The organism is Labrys sp. (in: a-proteobacteria) (assembly GCF_047605565.1).
Taxonomy (GTDB): Bacteria; Pseudomonadota; Alphaproteobacteria; order Rhizobiales; family Labraceae; genus Labrys; species Labrys neptuniae.
In genome coordinates, this window is record NZ_JASGFM010000003.1 from 115,255 (window position 1) to 135,815 (window position 20,561).

Annotated in this window: 18 protein-coding genes; 9 read left to right on the forward strand and 9 right to left on the reverse strand. The window is 61.6% G+C overall.

Annotated features, from left to right (window positions below; translation table 11 throughout):
- Positions 1-34: 34 nt before the first annotated feature.
- From QM672_RS04325 to QM672_RS04350, 6 genes are all read left to right on the forward strand, one after another.
- Entirely contained in the window at positions 35-943 is a 909-nt protein-coding gene (locus tag QM672_RS04325) for a LysR substrate-binding domain-containing protein (RefSeq protein ID WP_415080837.1), read from the forward strand.
- A 195-nt stretch (positions 944-1,138) separates the two neighbouring features.
- Positions 1,139-1,726, forward strand: coding sequence for a TetR/AcrR family transcriptional regulator (locus QM672_RS04330; RefSeq protein ID WP_415080839.1), 588 nt, complete (start codon positions 1,139-1,141; stop codon positions 1,724-1,726).
- Between the two features lie 76 nt (positions 1,727-1,802).
- Positions 1,803-2,432 (forward strand): hypothetical protein, encoded by a 630-nt coding sequence (locus QM672_RS04335; RefSeq protein WP_311937252.1) that lies wholly within the window; start codon positions 1,803-1,805, stop codon positions 2,430-2,432.
- Between the two features lie 106 nt (positions 2,433-2,538).
- Positions 2,539-3,393: a cytochrome b/b6 domain-containing protein gene (locus QM672_RS04340; RefSeq protein ID WP_311937249.1), complete on the forward strand. Its 855-nt coding sequence runs from the start codon at positions 2,539-2,541 to the stop codon at positions 3,391-3,393.
- Positions 3,390-4,166: a molybdopterin-binding protein gene (locus QM672_RS04345; protein WP_415080841.1), complete on the forward strand. Its 777-nt coding sequence runs from the start codon at positions 3,390-3,392 to the stop codon at positions 4,164-4,166. Before QM672_RS04340 ends, QM672_RS04345 begins: the two co-directional genes overlap by 4 nt.
- 208 nt (positions 4,167-4,374) lie before the next feature.
- Positions 4,375-4,950, forward strand: coding sequence for a DUF308 domain-containing protein (locus tag QM672_RS04350; RefSeq protein ID WP_311937244.1), 576 nt, complete (start codon positions 4,375-4,377; stop codon positions 4,948-4,950).
- Between the two features lie 438 nt (positions 4,951-5,388).
- Here the strand turns inward: QM672_RS04350 and QM672_RS04355 are convergent, their stop codons facing one another.
- The 7 genes from QM672_RS04355 to QM672_RS04385 all read right to left on the reverse strand — a co-directional run bounded on the left by QM672_RS04355 (position 5,389) and on the right by QM672_RS04385 (position 13,825).
- Positions 5,389-6,138, reverse strand: coding sequence for an SDR family oxidoreductase (locus QM672_RS04355; RefSeq protein ID WP_415080843.1), 750 nt, complete (start codon positions 6,136-6,138; stop codon positions 5,389-5,391).
- Between the two features lie 160 nt (positions 6,139-6,298).
- Positions 6,299-7,225 (reverse strand): helix-turn-helix domain-containing protein, encoded by a 927-nt coding sequence (locus QM672_RS04360; protein ID WP_394311620.1) that lies wholly within the window; start codon positions 7,223-7,225, stop codon positions 6,299-6,301.
- Positions 7,226-7,685: 460 nt separating this feature from the next.
- Positions 7,686-8,378, reverse strand: a complete 693-nt coding sequence (locus QM672_RS04365) for an aspartate/glutamate racemase family protein (protein ID WP_415080846.1) — start codon at positions 8,376-8,378, stop codon at positions 7,686-7,688.
- An 800-nt stretch (positions 8,379-9,178) separates the two neighbouring features.
- Complete coding sequence (locus QM672_RS04370; protein ID WP_415080848.1) at positions 9,179-10,213, reverse strand: ABC transporter permease; 1,035 nt, start codon at positions 10,211-10,213, stop codon at positions 9,179-9,181.
- An 11-nt stretch (positions 10,214-10,224) separates the two neighbouring features.
- Positions 10,225-11,211 carry an ABC transporter permease gene (locus tag QM672_RS04375; protein ID WP_311937231.1) on the reverse strand — a complete coding sequence of 329 codons (987 nt, stop codon included), beginning with the start codon at positions 11,209-11,211 and terminating at the stop codon, positions 10,225-10,227.
- Between the two features lie 7 nt (positions 11,212-11,218).
- Positions 11,219-12,715: a sugar ABC transporter ATP-binding protein gene (locus tag QM672_RS04380; protein ID WP_415080850.1), complete on the reverse strand. Its 1,497-nt coding sequence runs from the start codon at positions 12,713-12,715 to the stop codon at positions 11,219-11,221.
- A gap of 105 nt (positions 12,716-12,820) precedes the next feature.
- A complete protein-coding gene (locus QM672_RS04385) occupies positions 12,821-13,825 on the reverse strand; it encodes a substrate-binding domain-containing protein (protein ID WP_415080852.1) in 1,005 nt (334 codons plus the stop codon).
- A gap of 197 nt (positions 13,826-14,022) precedes the next feature.
- Here QM672_RS04385 and QM672_RS04390 point away from each other — a divergent pair, with 197 nt between their 5' ends.
- From QM672_RS04390 to QM672_RS04400, 3 genes are all read left to right on the forward strand, one after another.
- Positions 14,023-14,916, forward strand: coding sequence for a MurR/RpiR family transcriptional regulator (locus QM672_RS04390; RefSeq protein ID WP_311937225.1), 894 nt, complete (start codon positions 14,023-14,025; stop codon positions 14,914-14,916).
- Between the two features lie 11 nt (positions 14,917-14,927).
- Positions 14,928-16,604: an alcohol dehydrogenase catalytic domain-containing protein gene (locus QM672_RS04395; protein WP_415080855.1), complete on the forward strand. Its 1,677-nt coding sequence runs from the start codon at positions 14,928-14,930 to the stop codon at positions 16,602-16,604.
- A gap of 88 nt (positions 16,605-16,692) precedes the next feature.
- On the forward strand, positions 16,693-18,231 hold the full coding sequence (locus QM672_RS04400; protein ID WP_415080857.1) for an FGGY-family carbohydrate kinase: 1,539 nt from the start codon (positions 16,693-16,695) through the stop codon (positions 18,229-18,231).
- Between the two features lie 393 nt (positions 18,232-18,624).
- Here the strand turns inward: QM672_RS04400 and QM672_RS04405 are convergent, their stop codons facing one another.
- A complete protein-coding gene (locus QM672_RS04405) occupies positions 18,625-19,821 on the reverse strand; it encodes a low temperature requirement protein A (protein ID WP_415080859.1) in 1,197 nt (398 codons plus the stop codon).
- 4 nt (positions 19,822-19,825) lie between these two features.
- Complete coding sequence (locus QM672_RS04410; RefSeq protein ID WP_415080861.1) at positions 19,826-20,500, reverse strand: YoaK family protein; 675 nt, start codon at positions 20,498-20,500, stop codon at positions 19,826-19,828.
- Positions 20,501-20,561: the final 61 nt, after the last annotated feature.

A 20,561-nucleotide genomic window follows, 5' to 3' on the forward strand; every position in this document is an offset into this window, starting at 1 on the left:
TTGCCGACAGGGACCTTGAACCGACGGGGGTAAATTGGAGCATAAGATCGACGCCAATCGCCTGCCTCCCCTGCAGACGCTTCAAACCTTCGCCGTGGTCGCGGCAACTGGCAGCTTTACACTGGCAGCGGAGCAACTGAACTTGAGCCAAAGTGCGATCAGCCGGCAGATCCAGCAGTTGGAACACTATTTCAGCTGCAGCCTGTTCGAGCGGCATACGCGCAAGGTCGTCGTGTCGGCGCAGGGACAGGCGCTGCTGCCTATCGTCGAAAGCCTGATCCTGTCGTTCAAGAACTCTTTCGAAGCCTTGCGGGCCCAGTCACGGACATTGACGGTGCGCATGACGCCGACCTTCGCGCGGAGGTGGCTGCTTCCAAGACTTCCGCTTCTCAAGCAGGCTCATCCGGACCTGAGTATCAGCATCGACACGGCCTGGTTTATCAGGCCGACCTTCGGGTTGGGGGATGTCGACATGGTGATAACCTATGGCAATGGCACGTCGCCAGGCATGGATGTCATTCCCCTCCTGGAAGAACGCCTGACGCCGATGTGCGCGCCGAGCGTGGCCGCCGCGCTCGGGTCGCCAGCCAATCTGCACAACCTGTCGCAGTTCACCTTGTTGCATTCGAACGTGCGCCATAGCGATTGGGTTCTCTGGCTGCGGGCGGAGGGGCAATATAATTTCAAGGCCTTCAGCCACCAGGTTTTCGATACCCATGATTTTGCCCTTACTGCCGCCGCTGCCGGCTTGGGCGTCGTCACGGGAGATCTGGGCATGGCAGTGGAGGATCTCAGGCGTGGCGATCTGGTGACACCCTTCGATCGGGTCGTGTCGAGCGGCTACGGCTACTTTGCCTTCTATCCGGCCCAGGAGGACGCCAGAAGGAAGGTTGCGGACTTCGCCGATTGGCTGCGTAAAGCCTGCGCCAGCTTCCAGGACTAGTGCCGGCTCTGCCGCAGCCGCGATGTGAAGTCGCGACAAGGCTACGTGTTTAGTCCCGGCATTTGGTGGATTTGAAACAGGGTGGAAGGCCTTGCGGGTCATTTGCGATGCCGGGGCCGAGCGTGTTCAGCTATGAAGCAGGCGGAAAACAGATTTACGCTTGACGGCCTCCCTACTAAAAGGTAGACAAATCCCATGAGCAATCTCTCGACGACGTCTGACGATATCCTGGCCTCTGCGCGCTCCCTCATCATGAATGGGGGGTATAACGGTTTCAGCTACGCCGACATCGCTGAAGTCGTTGGGATCCGCAAGGCCAGTATTCATCACCATTTTCCAAGCAAGGTGGACTTGGTCCGTACGCTCGTGCGGCGATATCGCGAAGAAGCCGAGTCAGGTTTGGCGGGGCTTGAGCGGAATGTGCGCAGTCCTGTCGAACTCCTCAAAGCCTATGCGGGCTTCTGGGCCAAGTGCATTGAGGATGCGAGCATTCCTTTTTGCGTTTGCGCTCTGCTCGCCAGCGAGTTGCCGGCGCTGCCCCCGGAAGTGGCGGTGGAAGTGAGGGCCTTTTTCCGGTTTCTATCGGGTTGGCTGACGTCAGTCTTGGAGCGTGGCTCGAATGAGGGTGTCTTGAAGCTGTCAAGCGAGCCGCGGATCGAGGCTGAGGCGTTCATGGCGTCCGTGCATGGAGCCATGCTTTCAGCGCGCGCTTACGGAACCCCGGACGTGTTCGCCACCATTCTGGCGCCCACCTTGGAGCGGCTGTCGTCGCCTGCTGCTTGACAACGCTCGGGGCGGAATAGTCTGCCCCGCGCAGAAATTATATCCAATAAACTACCAACTAGTAGGAAGTTATTCAATGATCAAGAACTTTTTCCCGGCGCTCGCCCTTGGCCTGTCGGCTCTCTCCTCGGCGGCTGTGCTGGCATCGCCCGTGCATGCCGAAGATAAGAAGGCAGGGCAGATCCATGTCCGGGGCAGCATCCTCAATTACAGTGGGTCTATCCTCAAGGTAAAGACCCGCGAAGGAGAGACACTCGATGTGGCCCTTGCTGATGGCTGGAAAGTATCCAGCGTGGCGAATGCAAAGGTAACCGACATCAAGCCTGGCGATTTCGTCGGTATTGCATCGCTGCCCAAGAAGGGCGGTGGTGACGGCGCGCTGGAGGTGCTCATCTTCCCGCCAGCACTCAAAGGCACAGGAGAGGGCAGCTACGGCTGGGACCTCAAGCCCAACAGCAGCATGACCAATGCTACCGTGGCGGATGCGGTCAAAGGTGTCGATGGCCGGACGGTCACGGTGTCCTATCATGGCAAGGAAAAGAAGATTTCCATTCCGGACGGCACGCCGATCGTGACCTTTGCGCCGGCGACCGCGGACGATCTTGTTCCCGGCGCTGTCGTCTTCGTACCTGCCGAGAAGGCTGGAACCGGCACTATCGCCCATCAGGTTCTTGTCGGAAAGAATGGCGTAGTTCCGCCCATGTGAAGCGCCTCGCCGCCGATCGATCCGGTCACTCCGCCGGTTCGATCGGCGCGCCTGAAAATGCCGCCTGACCCGAGACCCATGAATGCCAAGAACCGAGGGCGTCTTCATGAACGGAAATGCCAGCAATGATAACGCCCGATATCGGCGAACGGTATTCATCCGCCGTCACTCCCTCAGCACGCGGCTCACGCATTGGCTGAACGCGCTGTGCCTGAGTTTCCTCCTCTTGAGTGGACTTCAGATCTTCAACGCTCATCCCGAATTGTACTGGGGCCATTATGGGGGAGACGGGGATCGTGCCGTCCTGACCATCGGTTCGGAGGGCGAGGGCGCCCAGACACGCGGTTTTTTGCGTGTCGCCGGCATGCAGTTTGCGACGACCGGGGTTCTGGGGGTGTCGGACGTGGAAGGCGAGCCGATATCGCGGGCTTTCCCGCCATGGGCCACGATACCTTCGTTTCAGGATCTGGCGGCTGGAAGGCGCTGGCATTTCTTCTTTGCCTGGCTGTTTCTCCTCAACGGCATCTTTTACCTCGGCTTCAGTGTCTTGAGCGGCCACTTCAGGCGAGATCTGGCACCGACGACGCGAGAACTTTCACCGCGCCATCTGTGGCGCGAAGTCCTTGATCACGCCCGCCTTCGCTTCCCCGAGGGCGAAGACGCAAGACGGTATAACGCGCTGCAAAAGCTCACTTATCTCGCCGTGATTGTCGTTCTGCTGCCCCTGATGGTCCTTACCGGCCTGACCATGTCGCCCGGCATCGACGCAGCTTTTCCCGCGCTGGTCGACCTCTTTGGCGGGCGCCAATCCGCCCGAACCATCCACTTCATCACGGCATCTCTTCTGGTGCTGTTCGTCATCGTCCACATCGTGATGGTCGCGCTGTCGGGCGCTTGGAACAATCTTCGCTCGATGATCACTGGCCGCTACGCCATTCACGAAAAGAGTCCCAAATCATGAACCAACTTCTCACCCGTCGCCGGTTCCTGATTGGCAGCATGCTTGGAGCCAGTGTCCTGGCTCTTCCCGGCTGTGACGCGTTGGAGCAAAATGCCGATATTGGTGCCGTCCTGCGTTCAGCGGAGAAGCTGACGATGAAGGCTCAACGGCTGCTTCAGGGGCATGATGCCTTGGCGCGTGAATTTGCCGAGAGCGATATTTCGCCCTCTTTCCGCGTCAATGGCACCAATGCTCCCGACAGCGACGAATATGTGGAACTGGCGGAGGGTAAGTTCCAGGGCTGGAGACTGAAGATAGGCGGCTTGGTGGAGCGACCCCAGGAGATATCGCTCGCGGACCTCAAAAAGCTCCCGGCGCGCACTCAGATCACCCGCCATGACTGCGTCGAGGGTTGGAGCGCCATCGGCAAGTGGACGGGTGTTCCGCTCCTGAGCCTCCTGCGCTTGGCCGGCCTGAAGCCCACGGCGCGCTACGTGGTCTTCCATTGTGCCGACGAGCTCGAGAAGACGCTCGATGGAAGTGGCCGGTACTATGAGAGCATCGATCTCATCGACGCGTTTCACCCGCAGACCATCCTTGCCTATCAAATGAATGGGCAGGACCTGAGCATAGGCCATGGCGCCCCGCTGCGCCTGAGGGTCGAACGCCAATTGGGTTACAAGCAGGCGAAATACATCATGCGCATCGAACTCGTCGACAGCTTTGCCGGCCTATGGGGCGGAAACGGCGGCTATTGGGAGGATCGAGGATACGAGTGGTACGCGGGGATCTAATCCATGCGCGCTCCGAGTCCGGCGAATGTTCTCTTCGCTTCGGTGCGACCCATGTGCGTTGCCGGCAAATGAGCCCTCGAGATCAGAAATGAGAGCAGCGATAGGGCGCGGGGACCAGCCTCCCCGATCAAACCGATCGACAGGGCATTTCAGCACGCTGACATCGACCAACAAACCAACCTTTTTCAACACTTCATAGGAAATTATCATGCCTACCGATCAAAAGAGCTTAGCGGCGAGCGACAAAGACCATTGGTTGAAGCGATATTATTTCGCCCGAGCCGTGTTTTCTGGAATCTGGGTTGCAGCGGCATTGACCGCCGGTCGTCATTCTTTTCCCGTCGCGGCGGCCCTGCTCATCCTATATCCGGCCTGGGACGCAGCGGCCAACTTCGTCGACGCAGCACGAAACGGCGGCTTGGCAAATAACCGGAGCCAAGCGATCAACGTGGCCGTCAGTTCGGTGATGATCGCTGTCGTGATTATTGCGCTCACGATGAGCATGAATTGGGTTCTCGGCGTCTTTGGTCTCTGGGCTATCTTTTCGGGTCTCCTGCAACTGGGCACGGCGCTTCGCCGCTGGAAGACGCGTGGTGGCCAGTGGGCCATGATCCTGAGTGGCGGCCAGTCTGCCGTGGCAGGTGCCTTCTTCATCGCTCAGGCGCGAATGCCGGAACTGCCGTCGATTGCCGACATTGCAGGATATGCGGGCCTCGGCGCTTTCTATTTCCTGGTTTCCGCTCTATGGCTCAGCTTCAGCGAGATGCGTCGTGCAAGAGCATAGTGCGGCCTGTCGCCCGACTATTGTGGGCGATACGAGCTCCGGACGCAAAATCGCGGCTCCGACCGGGCGATCAGTTCAGATCAGCGCCGATTAGCGTCCTGTCAGTGCACCGGGAGAGGCCGCAGGCGGAGCACGGCGATGCCTGAGCATCTCGCGACGAAATCAGGTCGCCGTGCGCCAGTCGATCGGCGCGGAGCGTCTGTCGTCAGCCCCATCCTATCATCCGATGGTCATTTCGGTAGACAGTCGGCGTTGCCTCCAAATGAGGTGAACGACTATGATAGGCAATCGACAGAAATGCATGTTGTTGACCTTGCCCTGGCCTCGATCGCCGAGTGATGCCGGATGCGCAGGCCGAGCCTCGCGCATCTTCCTTTTCTTGCTCGTGACGGTTGGCGTGAATGCTGTCGGGGTGACCGGCGATCGTCGGCAAGGCGCCTACCAGCCCTGCTCGATTGGCAGAACGAAGAGTTCCGCAACGTTGACATGGGCCGGTGCCTGGGCCGCAAACAGAATGGTCTCGGCGACGTCTTCGCCCTGCAGGAAGGTCATCTGCTTGGCAAGATCCTCCATCTGCTGGCGGTAGCCGGCGTCTGTGATCTGGTCATAGAGCTCGGTGGCGACGGCGCCGGGCTGGATGCAGGTGACGCGAATATTGTGCTTTTGCCCGACCTCCATGCGCAGGCCATCGGAGAAGGCGGTCACCGCGTGCTTGGTGGCGCAATAGACGGAGAGCCCCTTGAAGACCTTGCGGCCGGCGATCGAGGACGTATTGAAGATGTGCCCAGAATGCTGCTCGATCATCTGCGGCAGCACCGCCGCCGTCGTATTGAGCAGGCCCCCGACATTGACCTCGACCATGCGGTGCCATTCGGCGGTCTTGAACTGGTCGATATCGGAGAGCGGCATCAGTCCTGCATTGTTGAAGAGAATGTCGATCGAACCGTAGGCTTCGACCAGCATCTTGACGCCGGCCTCGACGGAGGCCGGATCGACCACGTCCATCGGGATGACGAGAGCTTCGCCGCCCTCCTTGGCGATGTCGGCTTTCAGCGCTTCGAGGCTATCGGTCCGCCTGGCGGCGATGCCGACCTTGACACCCGCACCTGCGAGCTTGAGGGCCGTTGCCGCGCCAATACCGCTCGATGCGCCGGTGATCAGGGCGACCTTTCCACTGAGGTTGGTCATGACGTGTCTCCTTGTTGACTTCGAACCCGATCCGGGGAGCGGAAGGGCGTTCGCTTTTCGGCAAGGAGGAATCTAGAAAACCTTGGTCTTTCTCTCTCCCGGCCCCTTGCGGAGGCTGTCGGGATCTTGCTCGTTTCTGACTTCTGACGAGCTTGGCGCCTCAGCCGCGACGGTAGTCGCTTGGCGACAGGCCCGTTTCACGACGGAAGATCTGCGCGAAATGGCTGGGACTGGAGTAGCCGACGGCCATGCCGATCTCGAGGATGCTGGAGTCGGTTTCCTGCAGCAATTGCTGCGCCTTGGCCACTCGCTGGCGAATGACGTAGAGCGAGGGAGAAAGGCCTGTCGCCCTCTTGAAAAGCCGACTGAAATGGAACTCGCTCATTCCCACCTCATGTGCCAGGCCGTTGAGATCAAATGGTTGATCGAGCCGGGCTGTCATCAAGGCAGTCGCCCGTCGCAGTTTCGAGCCAGGCAGGGCGTTTCTGACGCGCCTATCGGTATCTGCAACCGCATAATGGCGGACCAGATGCACAGCCAGGCCCTGGGCCAGGCCTTCAACAAACAGCGAGCTTGCTTTTTCTGCCATCGCCAGTTCGCCATGAAGGAGGCTCAGGATATGCGAGAGCGTGGTGTCGCTGCCCCCGGAGACGTCCTTCACGGTGACGTCACTGCAGGCTTTTCCGAGAATCCCTCGCACGACCCTCTCGAAGAGTGGGACCGAGAGATAGAGGTGCATCACCTGAAAGGGTTGATCGCCATCGGCCTGCCATTGCAGTTCATAGGGAGTGGGTGACCTCGTCAGGAAGAAATCGCCCACGCTCACGCGACTCGTGGCCCATTCACCGCCAAGATCCCGTTCTGCGACGGTGGCGCTGCCCGACACGACCCAAACGATCAGTGGCTCGGCGACGGCAGGAACGAGGAAAGAGTGTTGCGTGCGATTGCGCGAGAAGACCTGCACGAAAACGTCTTTCCATGCCGGTCCGTCGCCGGTGATCAACCTGATACCGCTGATGTGGTTTTCGAGCCCGATTGGAGAGGTGCGCTCAGGGGGCGGAGCGGCTACGTCCTTCAAAGTCAACATCGTCTCCGTTTTGTTGGGTATCGGATGCGGTCGCAAGCGCCGTGGGCTCATCGCATGTGTTGAAGGCTTCCCTTCCGCTCGTCGAGCGGCCATCCACCTGCTTCTTCCTGGTGCCAATGCCGGGAACACGGGAACGCTTCCTCCGGTAGTCGAGCTCGGATATCTCGCTATAAAAAACTCAAGCTCACAACGCAGCTTCGCATCAGGAATGGCGCGATCGAAAATCAGACCGCCAGGCGCGAAGGCCGATCGTGTTGCAATGCGATTTTAGAGCCGGTCACGGGACCGGTATGTCCCGATATCCAGAACACGATCGAGCTTGTCGATGAGAAGCGCAAGGTCCTGACCTCTCAAAGCACTACAGCATCGGACTTGATTTCGGAATCGAGTCCGATGCTGTAGGTTATTGTTGTCGCATCGCTTTTTATGAAAACCGGCGTCCACTTTTCGGTGCGATGCTCTAGCCAGCCAAAGCCATGTCGATGGCAGCCTCGCAATGGATCAGCGTGGTATCGAAGACGGGGGCGGAGACGTTACTCTCGTTGAGCAACATGCCGACTTCCGTGCAGCCGAGAATCAAGCAATCGGCGCCGTTCACAATTAAACGCTCTGCGATCGCCTCATAGATCGAACGGCTCTCCTCTGTCGTCATGTCCTTGCAAAGTTCATCGTAGATGATGCGATGCACCTCGGCGCGGTCGGCGTCAGGGGGAATAACAGGTTGGAGCGCGGCCGCCTTGAGGCGATCAGTGTAGAAAGTCTGCTCCATGGTGAAGGCGGTCGCCATCAGGCCAGGCTTGGTGAGGCCGGATTTGACGATCCGATTTGCGGTCGCATCCGCGATGTGAATCAAGGGGATGTTCACGCCGCTCATCATCTGGTCAGCCAGTTTGTGCATCGTATTTGTCGCCAGGACGAGAATATCCGCGCCGCCGCGTTCCAGTGCTTGCGCCTCGACGTTCAATCGGCGCCCAGCTTGATCCCATTGACCGTTGACTTGCAGCGTCTCGATCTCTGCGAAGTCGAGCGATCGGATCAAGAGTTGCGGAGAGTGCAAACCACCAAGGCGTTGCCGTGTGATCTCGCAGAGCCTGCGATAGTAGATCTGCGTCGATGCGGCAGACATTCCTCCCAATATGCCAATGATCTTCATGTGTTTTCCGAAAAAATCCGATTTATTACGAAATTCCATATATAATTTAGATATTTATACAAAATTCTTCAATCATATCTCATCTCAAGACCGCCCCATGGGAACATATTATTGTTTCTGAGCCGTTTGCGCGCGGCTGTATCGGGCTTCCAAAGGCTTCGTGTCTTGAAGCGCGGTTTCCTGCGGTGGCACGCTTGTTCAACCACCACGCAGCAACCGATTTCAGGAAGCAAGCCAGGCATGGCTACGCGGCGGATCACCTATGGAAATTGCACTACAGCACGAAACCACCTGTTTCCAGCCCGTGATGCCAGGTCCGGTAAACATCGATAGGCTAAGGGGAAACACGATGTAGGAGCAAATCCTGCCCGAGGCAATCACCGCGACGCGCAAGCCCCGTCCGGCGCAGGATTTATTGCGTTGAGGCCAGGCCTTGCCGCCGCTCCGGCCCAGCCAGCCCAGGATGGTGCCCAGGTCGCCGCGCAGCGTTGCATGGAGACCGCTCCATCAAGGGTTGGCTGTCGCCACCTGTCCCCGTGGCGCAGACGATCTCCGCCACATCCTGCAGGGCCGTAAACGTGACAAACAGCCTCCGAAAAGCAGATCGTCCATCCTTGCCAGGTGGTTTGCCCCCAGCCTCAACTCGGCTGTCGAAGCTTATAGTTGGGACGCACATAGGCGAGGGCGAAGCCAGCCTTGCCGTTGCATATTCAAATTGGCGCTTCGAGGTGCCCGCCGGTACGGCGGGTCGATGGCGCTGGAGTGCCGATGACCCCGGGGGGCTTGCTCTGACACAGGCGCTATCGCCCTGCCTTAAGGGATCTCGTGCCGAATATGGTCGCCCATGAGAGCCGCTGCTTTCGCAGGAGCATGATGGCATCGATCACCACCACGATCACGAGGACGAGACCGATCACCGAGCTTTGCCATTCGGAGGGGACCTCGAAGAGATTGAAGGCATTCGTCATCAGGCTGATGAAGCCCACACCCAGCATGGCCCCGATCAACGAGCCCTTGCCGCCGGCAATGCTGCCGCCCCCCACGAGGCAGGCGATGATGATGTTCATCTCCAGCCCGACGCCGAGATAGCGATTGGCCATGCCGATGCGGGCCGTGACCAGCACGCCGGCCAGCGATGCCATCAAGCCGGAAAAGACGAAGACGCCGATGCGCAGACGGGTGGCGTTGATGCCGATCATGCCGGCCGCTTCGGGATTGCCGCCGAGGAAATAGAGCCGCCGCCCAAGTATGGTACGGCGCAGGATGAACTCGCCGGCAATCACCAGCCCCAGCGCGAAGATGAACATGCCGTAGATCCCGAAAACCTGGCCGTTACCGAGCAAGGTGAAGGCGGCCGGAAATTCGGTGAAGCCGCCGAGGCCGGTACCGATCAGCATGACCTCGACCAGCCCGCGAACCATGTACATCATGCCGAGCGTGGCGATCAGGTGGTTGATCCTGAAGACCGCGACCAGAACGCCGTTGGCAAGCCCGATCACGGCACCGACCGCGAGGCCGCAGACGATGGCTCCGGCCATGCCGAAGCCGGCCGACAGCGCATAGGCCGTAACGATGCCGGACAGGCCCATGACCGCCCCGACCGACAGGTCGAACAGGCCGGTGATGAACAGCACCATCATGCCGATGGCGATGATCATGTTCGGTGCAAGGCTGGTCTGCAGCGAGTCGAGATTGTTGGCATTGAGGAAGGCCGGTGCGCCGAAGGCCAGCAGCAGCACGAGTGCGGCGACCACGCCCAGCGTGATCGCCTCCTGCTCCAGTCGCCAGCGCTTCAGCAAGGGCATCGTCTTGGGGGTGGCGGAACGGGTGGCCATTTCTGTCTCCCTCAGACGCGATGACGGTTGAGAAGCGTGTCGATCGCGACGGTGGCGATCAGCAGGGCTCCCACGACGAATTGCTGGAAGACGGGTTCGATGTCGTACATCGCCATGCCGTTGATGATCACGGCGAGCAGGAAGAGGCCGAGCACCGATGCGGCAGCGTTGCCGCGCCCGCCATAGAGGCTGGCGCCGCCGAGGACCGCCGCAGTGATCATGCTGAATTCGAGCCCGACCCCCATGTTGGAATCGGCATGGGTGATACGCGAGGCGGTGTAGATGCCGGCGATACCGGCCATCAGGCTCGATGCCACGAAGGCGAGCACCTTGATGCGGCCCGTGCGGATGCCGTAGATCGTCGCCGATTGCAGGTTTTCGCCGATGTAGCACATCTGCCGGAACAGCACGCTACGCCATTGGAAGAGCAGGGCGGCAATCACCAGGACGATCATGGCGATGATGGTGAGGTTGACGCCGAAGAAGGCTTGGCGGGCCAGGCTGCGAAATTCGCGCGGGAAGATGTTGCCGCGCAGCGTGGTGGTCATCACGCCGACGATGCCGCGCACGATCAGCATGGTGCCGATGGTCAGCATCAAGGAATTGATGCGAAAACGCACGACCAGGAAGCCGTTGACCAGGCCGACCAGGGCGGCGGCACCCAGGGCGAGTGCGATGGCGAGCGGCAGCGAGAGGCCCTGCAACAGGAGATAACCCGATAGGACGCCGGAAAGGGCGTAGACCGCGCCGACGGAAAGATCGATCTCGCGCAGCACCATCACATAGGTGAAGGCGAGCACGACCAGCGCCTCGATCGAGACGGCGAAGGCAAGCGAATAAAGATTGCTCGCCGTCAGGAAATTCTCACGCGTGATGGCGAGAAAGGCGCAGAGCGCGAGGGTGATCACCAGGAGCGGGATCGTCCCGAGGCGGGCGCGCCGGCGGGCAGGGGTCGAGGGCGCAGCCGCGGCAAGCGGAGCTGTCTCTTGCTGGCTCATCCGATCCTCACTTGTTGCCGGCGGCCAGGGCCATGACCTGCTCTTCGGTCATCGCCGTGCCGGTGAGCCAGCCCGCGACCCTGCGTGCGCGCATCACCAGGATGCGGTCGGCGAGAAGCAGGATCTCGGGCAGCTCGGATGAAAACACCAGGAGGCTGCGCCCCTCGTCGGCCAGGCCGGTCAGCGCCCTGTACACATCCACCTTGGCGCCGACATCGATGCCGCGCGTGGGCTCGTTGACGATCATGATGGTGGGATCGCAGGACAGGCAGGCGCTCAGCATCACCTTCTGCTGATTGCCGCCGGAGAGCTCCCGGGGCGGGACATTGGTGCCGGCGACGCGGATGGCGAAACGCCTGATCGCTTCGCCGGCCCGCGCCACCAGGCTCCTTTCGTTCAGAAAGCCCAGACGCGCGAAACGGCGCAATACCGGTGCCGAAACATTGTCGGCAATGCTGCGCTGCATGAAGAGGCCGGCATCCTTGCGGTTGGCGTTGAGATAGGAGACACCCGCCGCCATCATGCGGCGGGGTTCGAGCGAGGCGACGGCCTTGCCGGAAATTTCCATCTGCCCGCCCTCGATAGGATCGAGGCCGAAGAGGGAGCGCGAGAGCTCCGCCGTGCCGGAGCCCTCGAGGCCGTAGACGCCGACGATCTCGCCGCGGCGCAGCGACAGGGAGACGTCCTCGAAACCATCCTGCCGCCTTGCCCCCTCGACCTTGAAGACGATTGGCTCCTCGCTTGCCCTGGCCGGGCGGTCGCGGTGATGCACTTCTGCCAGCTTGCGGCCCACCATGCGGTTGACGAGATCGCTTTCCTGCAGACCCTGGTTGTCGAGCGTCTCCACCACGGCGCCATCGCGTAGGACGGTGATGCGGTCGGAGATGCGCATGACGTCGCCGAGACGGTGGGAGACGAACAGGATCGTCTGTCCCTTGGTCCGGAGCCTGGCGAGCAGGTTCAGGAGGATGCCTGAATCATGCGCGTTGAGGCCGGAGGTCGGCTCGTCGAGGATGACGATCTTGCGCTCGACATTCACGGCCCGCAGGATCTCGATGATCTGGCGCTGGCTGGGCGTGAGCTCCAGCACGCGGGTGCGTGGATCGATGTCGAGCTCGAACATCGCCAGGAGTTCAGCCGTGCGCCGATTCATTCCGGTGACGTCCACGAGACCGCCGCGCAGCGGCGGGCTGTCGACGAAGATATTCTCGGCCACCGTCATGTTTTCGAAGACGGCGAGTTCCTGGTGCACCATGGCAATGCCGTGCCTGGCGGCATTCGAGGGCAGGAACTCGGTGACGGTCTCGCCATCGATGATTACCGTGCCGGTCGTCGGGGTGACGTCGCCTTTGATGATCTTGAGAGTGGTGCTCTTGCCGGCACCGTTCTCGCCGAGGAGCGTGTGAATCTCGCCCCGTCGCACGGAGAAGCTGATGCCGCCGAGGGCCTTCACCGCACCGAACGACTTGGTGACATCCTTCAGCGAGAGGACGATGTCCGCCATGGCTGGCATTCCTGACTTGATGATCCGAAGCGGTCTTCGCGAAGGGCCTTCGCCCGCAGACGCACGCTCTGCAGGCGAAGGAGCGGGATCCTGCGAAGCCCGGGCCTATTTGAACTTCGGCATGTTGGCGGCCAGGAAGTACTGGATGTTGTCCTTATCGATCACCTGCGTTCCCATGTAGATATATTGCGGGAAGGGGATGACGCCGGCTGCCTTGTTGTCGCTGGAGATCGGCACGGTGGCGAGGCCGACCTTCTCGTCGTTGTAGGCTTCGAGCAGTTGGATCGCCATATAGGCCTGCAGTGCCGTCTTGTTGACGATGGTGGCATCGATGTCGCCGCTCTGGACGCATTCCAGGACCGGCGCCTCGCGGTCATGCACGATGACGGTGAGAGGCTTGATGTCCTTGTCGAGCTCCTCGGCCGCCAGGCAGATACCGGTCCCGGACGAGGAATCCAACCCGATGACGCCGGTCATGTCCTTATAGGTGTTGAACATGGTCTTGGCGGCGTCGATCGCGGTCTCGGTGGTCGCTTTGTCGTCGACGCGGCCGAGCAGCTCCCATTGCGAATTGGCCTTGAGGTAGTCCATCAGGCCCTTGAACTTGGCGTCCGTGTTGGAGGCTCCCCAATTGCCGGAGACCACCAGCTTGCCTGTCTTGCCCGCCCGCTTGATCAATTCCTTGGCCGTGTCCACGCCGGCCTCGTAATTGTCCAGGCCCACGAAGGTCAGGGCGCCGCTGTCGGGCGTTACCGCCTCGATCACCACCACCGGGATGCCCTGGCTCATGGCACGCTTGATCGCTGGCACGGCGCCAGGCTCCCACAGCGTGGTCACGATGCCGTCCGGCTTCTTGGCGATGGCCTGTTCTACCGCTTCGGCATGCGCCACCGGATCCCAGCTCTGCGGGCCGAGCGTGACGATGTTCACGCCGAATTTCTTGGCGGCATAGTCCATGCCAAGTAGAGAATCGAGAAGATAGGGGTGCCCCTGCAATTGGGAGGCGTAGTAATACGTCCTCTTATGCTCCTGAGCTGCGCTCTGGCCACTGAAAGTGGCGGCTGACAAGGCAAAGGCCGCTGCAGCCAGGCAGGAATATAGTCTTTTCACGAGCTTTCTCCCTCACAATTTCTTGCCGCTTCCCACTTTGCGGGGAAGTTCGATAGGCCGAAACGCTAGCATCGGCGGACCTGGGTGTCTAGAAGGAAATTTCCTTGCAAGATACAAAGAAAGAAAGTTACTTTCATAAGCGAGGGCTCCGAATGATGCTAAGCAGAGCGCCCGACGAACGGTTTTGGGAGTGACCTGTGCAGGGACCGCAAACGGAGATTACGCGACGCATCAACGCTCTGCGCGGCGGGCTCAATCCAACCCTGAGGCGCATCGCCGATTTCGTGCTCGACAAGACGGCCGATGCCAAGGCCATGAGCATCAAGGAACTGGCCGAGGAAGCCGGTGTCTCCCAGTCGTCCGTCAGCCGTTTCGTGCGCTTGGTCGGTGCCGATTCCTATCAGGAGTTCCGCATCATGCTGGCCGAAGGGCTGACGCGCAAAGCGGCCCGGGGCAGGGCGGCCGAGCACGAAGTTTATGAAGGCATCGCGCCGGGGGACGATGCCGCCGCGATCATCGCCAAGGTATCGCGCCGCCAGGCCGAGATCATCACCGGCGCCACGATGACGCTGGATCCCGCCGAATTGCGGAAGGCGGCGCTCCTGGTTTCAGAACACCACACCATCGTGTTCTTCGCGGTCGGATCCTCGCTCCTTGCCGCGGAGAATGGCGTCATGCGTTTCCTGCGCATCGGCAAGGCCTGCATCTTCAACCGCGATGCCAATATCCAGATGTTCTCGGTGGCGGGCCTGGCCGGGCGCGCCGTCGCCATCGGCATCAGTGACAGCGGCCGCACCAAGAGTACGGTCGAAGCGCTGCGCGAGGCGAAGGCCCTGGGCATGCCCACCATCGCCATCACCTCTGCCGGCGGTTCGCCTCTCGCCAAGCAGGCCGACGCCGTGCTGACCCTGCCAGGCGCCGCACCCGAACCGACGGGTGGCGAAGGCATGTATGAATCGATGGTCTCCAAGATGGCGCAGCTCACCGCCATGGATGCGCTCTACGCGCTGGTGGCCCTCCAGGATCACGACAAGGCCCTCGAGCGCCTCGATTACACCGATGGCGTCATCGCCAGAAGCCGATTGAAATAAGCGAGTATCCCATGCGCCGTACTGCCCTTTCCCAGAATGCCGTGCCCTCCGGCCTGCCGGCTCTCAACCGGAGCTGGCCCTTTGCCGGTGGCGGCATCCGCGATATCGGTATGGATGGGCGCTATGTCGATGAACCGCAGGCACCGGCCGGGCCGGACGAGGTGATTGCCCGCATTGATGCCGTCTGCATCTGCTCGTCGGACATCAAGATCATCCGCATGGGCAAGGCTCACCCCCTGTTTGCCGATCGCGACCTTGCCGACAGCCCTGCCGTGCTCGGCCACGAGATGGCGCTGACGATCGTCGATGCCGGGGCCAATTGGCGCGATCGGTTCCGGCCGGGGGACAGGCTCGGCCTGCAGCCGGCCATCATGGTCGAGGGCAGGCGCCGCACCGTCGGCATGGACCTGCCGGGTGCCTTCGCCGAATATATCCGTCTCGACGCGCGCGTGCTGGCAGGCGAAGGCCCCTATGTCTTCCCGGTGCCGGCCGATGTCAGTGCCGCCACCATCGCCATGCTGGAGCCCTATGCCTGCGTGGAGGCGGCCTATCGCCCCAATTGCCGCACGAGCCTGAAATCCGGCGGCCGCCTGCTGGTGGTGGAGGCGGTGCCGGGAACGCGCTTCGATCGACCGGCGCCGGACGGCGAGGTCGTTCTGGTCGGCGCCGGTGAGGCTGCGCGTGCCTGGGCGGGCGGCGCAGCTTCGGTGGCATGGCATGAGAGCCTGGATGCCTTTGCAGCCTCGGAAGCTGGACAGGCGAGCTATGACGACATCATCCTCGCCGGCCGCCTCGACGCGGAGGCGACAGCCCGGCTGGCGAACTGCCTTGCCAAGGGCGGCCTGATGGTCCTGGTCGGCTCAGAGTTGGGGCACGAGAGCGTCATCCTCGATGCCGCGCGCATCCACTATCACGAGCTCTCTTTTCTGGGCTCTCCCGGCCCCTCGCTGTCGGAAGCCTTCCTGCCCGCGCGCACGCGCTTCGAACTGCGCGCGGGCGGCATAGCCCTTGTGCTGGGTGCGGGTGGCGCCATGGGCCGTATCCACACGCATCGCGCCCTGGAGCTGAAGGATGGGCCGGCGACCGTCATCGCCACCTCGCGCAAGGGCGCCCGCCTCAAGGCGCTGGAGGATGACTTCGCCCCGCTCGCCCGGCAGCATGGCAAGACGCTGGTGGTGATCGAGGACGGCGAGGTCGAAGCCTGCGTCGCTCGCCTGGCCCCCGAAGGCTGCGACGACGTGGTGGTGGTTGCACCGGAGGTCGCGGTGATCGAGCGCGGCGCCCGCCTGATGCGGGCCGATGGCATGCTCGTGCTGTTCGCCGGCATGCCTTTCGGCCAGCCTTGCGCTCTGCCGCTCGGGCTGGTCTCCAGCGCCAATGCACGCATCACCGGCTCTACCGGTTGCACGGTCGCGGACCAGCTTGCCGTCCTCGATCGCGTGGTGGAAGGTTCGCTTGAACTCTCGGGCAATCTGGAGGCGGTGGCGGGGCTCGGTGCCCTGCCGGATGCGCTCGAGGCGGTCAATGCCGGCAAGGTCTCGGGCAAGATCGCCATCTATCCCGCCTTGCTCGACCTGCCGGTAACGCCGGTGCGTGACCTGCGCCAGGACGACCAGCCGGTCCGCTGGTCGCTGGAGGACGAAAAACGCCTCTTCGACGGTGGCATATCCAGCGCTTCGCAAGGCTGAGCCGATACGACTATCCACCGGCGCGAACGGGCCGGTGGCGCGACAATGGCGGGATGAAACTGCCAGGGCCAATTCAGGGAGAGACGCCATGGCAAAGGCCGTGATCGGCATCGATATCGGCACGACCGGCACCAAGACCGGCATCTACGACGAGACCGGAAAGCTGCTGGGCTCGGCTTTCGAAGAGTCGGTCCTGATCTATCCCAAGCCAGGATGGGTGGAGCAGCAGCCCGACGATATCGAAGGCTCCGTCCATCGAACCATTCGCGCGGCGATGGAAGCTGGTGGGGTGAACCCCTCCGATGTCGTGGCGATCGCCCTCGATGGCCAGATGGGCGGCGTATGCACCGTCGACGACGACTGGAATGCCCCGACGCATTACGATTCCTGGCTCGACAATCGTTGTGCCGCCTATCTGCCCCGGTTGAAGAAGCGCGGCATGGAGATCCTGCAGGCCTCCGGCTGCACACCCTGCTATAATCACGGGCCGAAGATCCTCTATTGGAAACACGAGTTCCCCGAGGCCTGGGAACGCATCCGCGCCTTCGTGCAGCCTGCTGCCTATGTCGCCGGGCGCCTGGCTGGTCTCAAGGGCAAGGATGCCTTCATCGACAGGACCTATCTCAACTTCTCGACTTTCGCCGACACGGCCAACTGTCGATGGAATGAGGATCTGCTCGCCGATTTCGGCCTCGACACGGCCAAGCTTCCCCGCATCGTCGAGCCTTGGGAAGTGGTGGGCAGGCTGACGCATGCGGCAGCCGAGGCAACCGGTCTCATGCAGGGGACGCCGATTGCGGCCGGATGCGGCGATCAGGCTGCGAATGTGCTCGGGGGCGGCATCGTCGATCCCGGCATGATCTACGATGCTTCCGGCACGGCCTCGGTGTTCTCGATCGTGCTCGATAGCTTTGCCACCGATACCACCCATCAGGCCCTGATGACCTGTCCCCACGTCGTACCCGGGCTCTACTACGCCATGGCCTATGTCGCCGGCGGCGGGCTCAATCTGCGCTGGTTCCGCGATGCCATCTGCGACGCGGAGAAGCCGCAATGGGAGAATGAGGGGCGCAACCCCTATGACGAACTTGGCCGCCTGGCCGAGTCCGCGCCGCCCGGTGCGGACAAGCTGATCTTCCTGCCGCATCTCGGGGGGCGCAATACGCCCAACAATACGGATATGCGTGGCGCCTTCGTCGGCCTGACCTGGCGTCACGGAAAGGCGCACATGGTCCGTTCGATCATGGAAAGCATCGGCTATGAATATCTGCTCTATCTGCGCTCGGTGAAGGCGCTCGCTCCCGATCTCGTGCCGACGCGTGTCACGAGTATTGGCGGAGGAGCCCGCAGCCAGACCTTTCGGCAGATCAAGGCCGACATCCTGGGCCTGGATTACGGGCGTCTCGATCGCGACGAGTTCGGAACGCTCGGCAGTGCCATCGTAGCCGGCAAGGCGGTCGGCTTGTTCAGCGACATGGCCGATACAGCCCGCCGGTTCGTAAGGGAAGAGGGGGAACCGACCCGTCCAGACCCTGGGCGGACGGAACTTTATCGAAGCTATGCGAAGTTCTATGCCGACATGCTGGACGAGTCTGCCGGCTTTTTCGGCAGGCTTTCGGCGATATGACCCGCGGTTGGTGGATCGGCCCAGATGCTCCAGGTGCTCCAGGCATGGAAGCCGCGGAGTTGGATGCGCAGGCAGCGGCACATCGCCTGCCTTGGTGATCTGCGCGCTGCGCCCCGCTTGAAATCGTCGCTGAAATGTCCAGGTGCCAGCATGGCCTCCTTGCCTCAAAATGAGGGAAGAAGTCATCCACAGACCTATAGCATCGGACTCGATTTCTAAATCGAGTCCGATGCTATAGGTCATTGTTTTCGCGTCGCTTTTTTTGAAAACCGGCGTCCCCTTTTCGGCACGATGCTCTAGATCCTTCGGTCGCCTTTCGCAGGTCGTTGCTCGCTACCGCGCGATGACGGCAAGTTTGTGCTTCCCATGGAATATTCATCCGTCGAGGCCGATTCAGTCATGTCCTTCGGTCTTCTTGGCATTGCGGGGGCCAAGGCGTTGCCGGCAGACGACTGCCAGCACAAGGAGCGCGGCGATGACTTCCGCCGGGTGGGGAGCGAGTGCGGCGCTCGCCAGGATCAGGGCGGCTGAGACGACAAGAAGCCATTGCGTGGCGCCATGATGGATTGCGCGGTCACGCACCAGCCAAAGCGACCCGAGGTAGAGCGCAATCGGAATGGCGATGGCGAAGGAAGCGATTTGCGCAGGAACCTCGACGCGTTTGGTAGCGAGAGCCAGGAAGACTGCAAAACCTGCCGCTGTCGCAGCGCCGGCCGCGAAGAGCACGTAGTGGCCATAGGCCCAGACCAGGACGGAGCCGAGGTTGCGGCGAAGCAACTGCTCCTTTCGGTCGAAATAGAGGCCCCACATGGAAAATGCGATGACGGAGCACAGGCCGGCCAGCCAGAAATGTCCGAGGTCCGGCGTCCCGGAATCCGCGATGATTTTCGCAACCGCGGCGAAGCATTCGCCGAGAACGATGATATTGAACATATTGTAGCGATCGACGATGTGACCGTGGTGCCAACTGGTGGTGGTCTGCCGCTCCGCGAACGCCGGCACCGCCAGCTCGCCAAGAACACCCAGCACGAACAAAAGCGGATATATGGAGCCCTGCGGAGGAAGGATGACGATCACCATCACCCAATAGAGCTGCATCGTGCCGATCCCCACTGCATAGCGCAGGGCCATCGAGCGGGCTGTTCGATCGCCATTGGCGGCCCCCAGCCATAATATGATCATGCCGACCCGCATGATGACAAAGCCGGCGAGTGCAAGCCAGATCGGCTGATCGCTGTAGGTGATCTGGATCCCGGCGGCCAGCACCAGCGATCCGAACATGATGATCATCGTCAGGACGCGAAACGCGGTCGACTTGTTGTCATAGGCCGAAGCGAACCACGTGTAATTGGCCCAGGCCAGCCAGGCCATGAAGAAGCTGCCCGCAAACCGGACGGCGCCCGCGGCAATATGGCCGCTGCCGACTTCCTGCGCCAGGCCGTGGGCCGCGGCAGCAACCGCCACGGCGGTCGCCAGGTCGAACATCAGTTCCAGTGAGGTCGAGCTGCGGTTCGCCTCGTGTTGATCGCGCGGGGTGAGCCGAAAGATCATCGCCGGAAATGCCAAGGGCGGCCCGATGAGACGGCCCATTGTGTCAGCTCGGCTTCTGGCCATTCTGCGGCGCATAGAAAAACCCGATCAGGAACAGCAGAAGCGTTGGCAGGAGCATCCCCGCGACACCGACAGTTTTTTGAGCAAAAGCGCCCGCGCCACATCCCGCGACAAAGCCGATGACGAGGATGATCGAGGTCAGCGACTGGGCCCATTCTTCCGGGCGCTCCTTGTAGCCGATGAGCCGGCGCGTGCCTGCGACCGCCAAGCCGGCGATGTTGCCGGTCATCAACGAGAATGGCGGCCCGAGCCGGGGATCGAGGCGCTCGATCGCCGTCAGCATGCCCATCGCCACGACAGCAAAAAGCGCACAGGCCGAGTCAGGGCCGGTCTGGGTGATCGCAAGAACCGCCGAAATCGCGAACGCACAGGCCGCGATGACGATCGTACAGCACGTGGCGCGACCCAGTGGCCGGATCCAGGCGACCAGGATCGCCGCAAGGCCGGCGCCCAGCATGAAGAGCGGGAAGGTCAAGAGTTGCAGCCCGTGCAGGCCGCCTTTCTCATGCCCGATCAGGCCCAGTCCGAGGAGGATGACATTGCCGGTGACCAGGCCGACGAAGAGCCCGCCCAGATGAATGAAGAACAACGCATCAGCGAAGCCGGAAATGAACGCCAGAATAAGTGAGTTGCCTTTGCTGCGAAGTGTTTTCAGCATGTTCTGCCATCACCCCTTTCTTTTTTGAGATGCGGCCCGGCGGGATCGGGACGCGCATTCC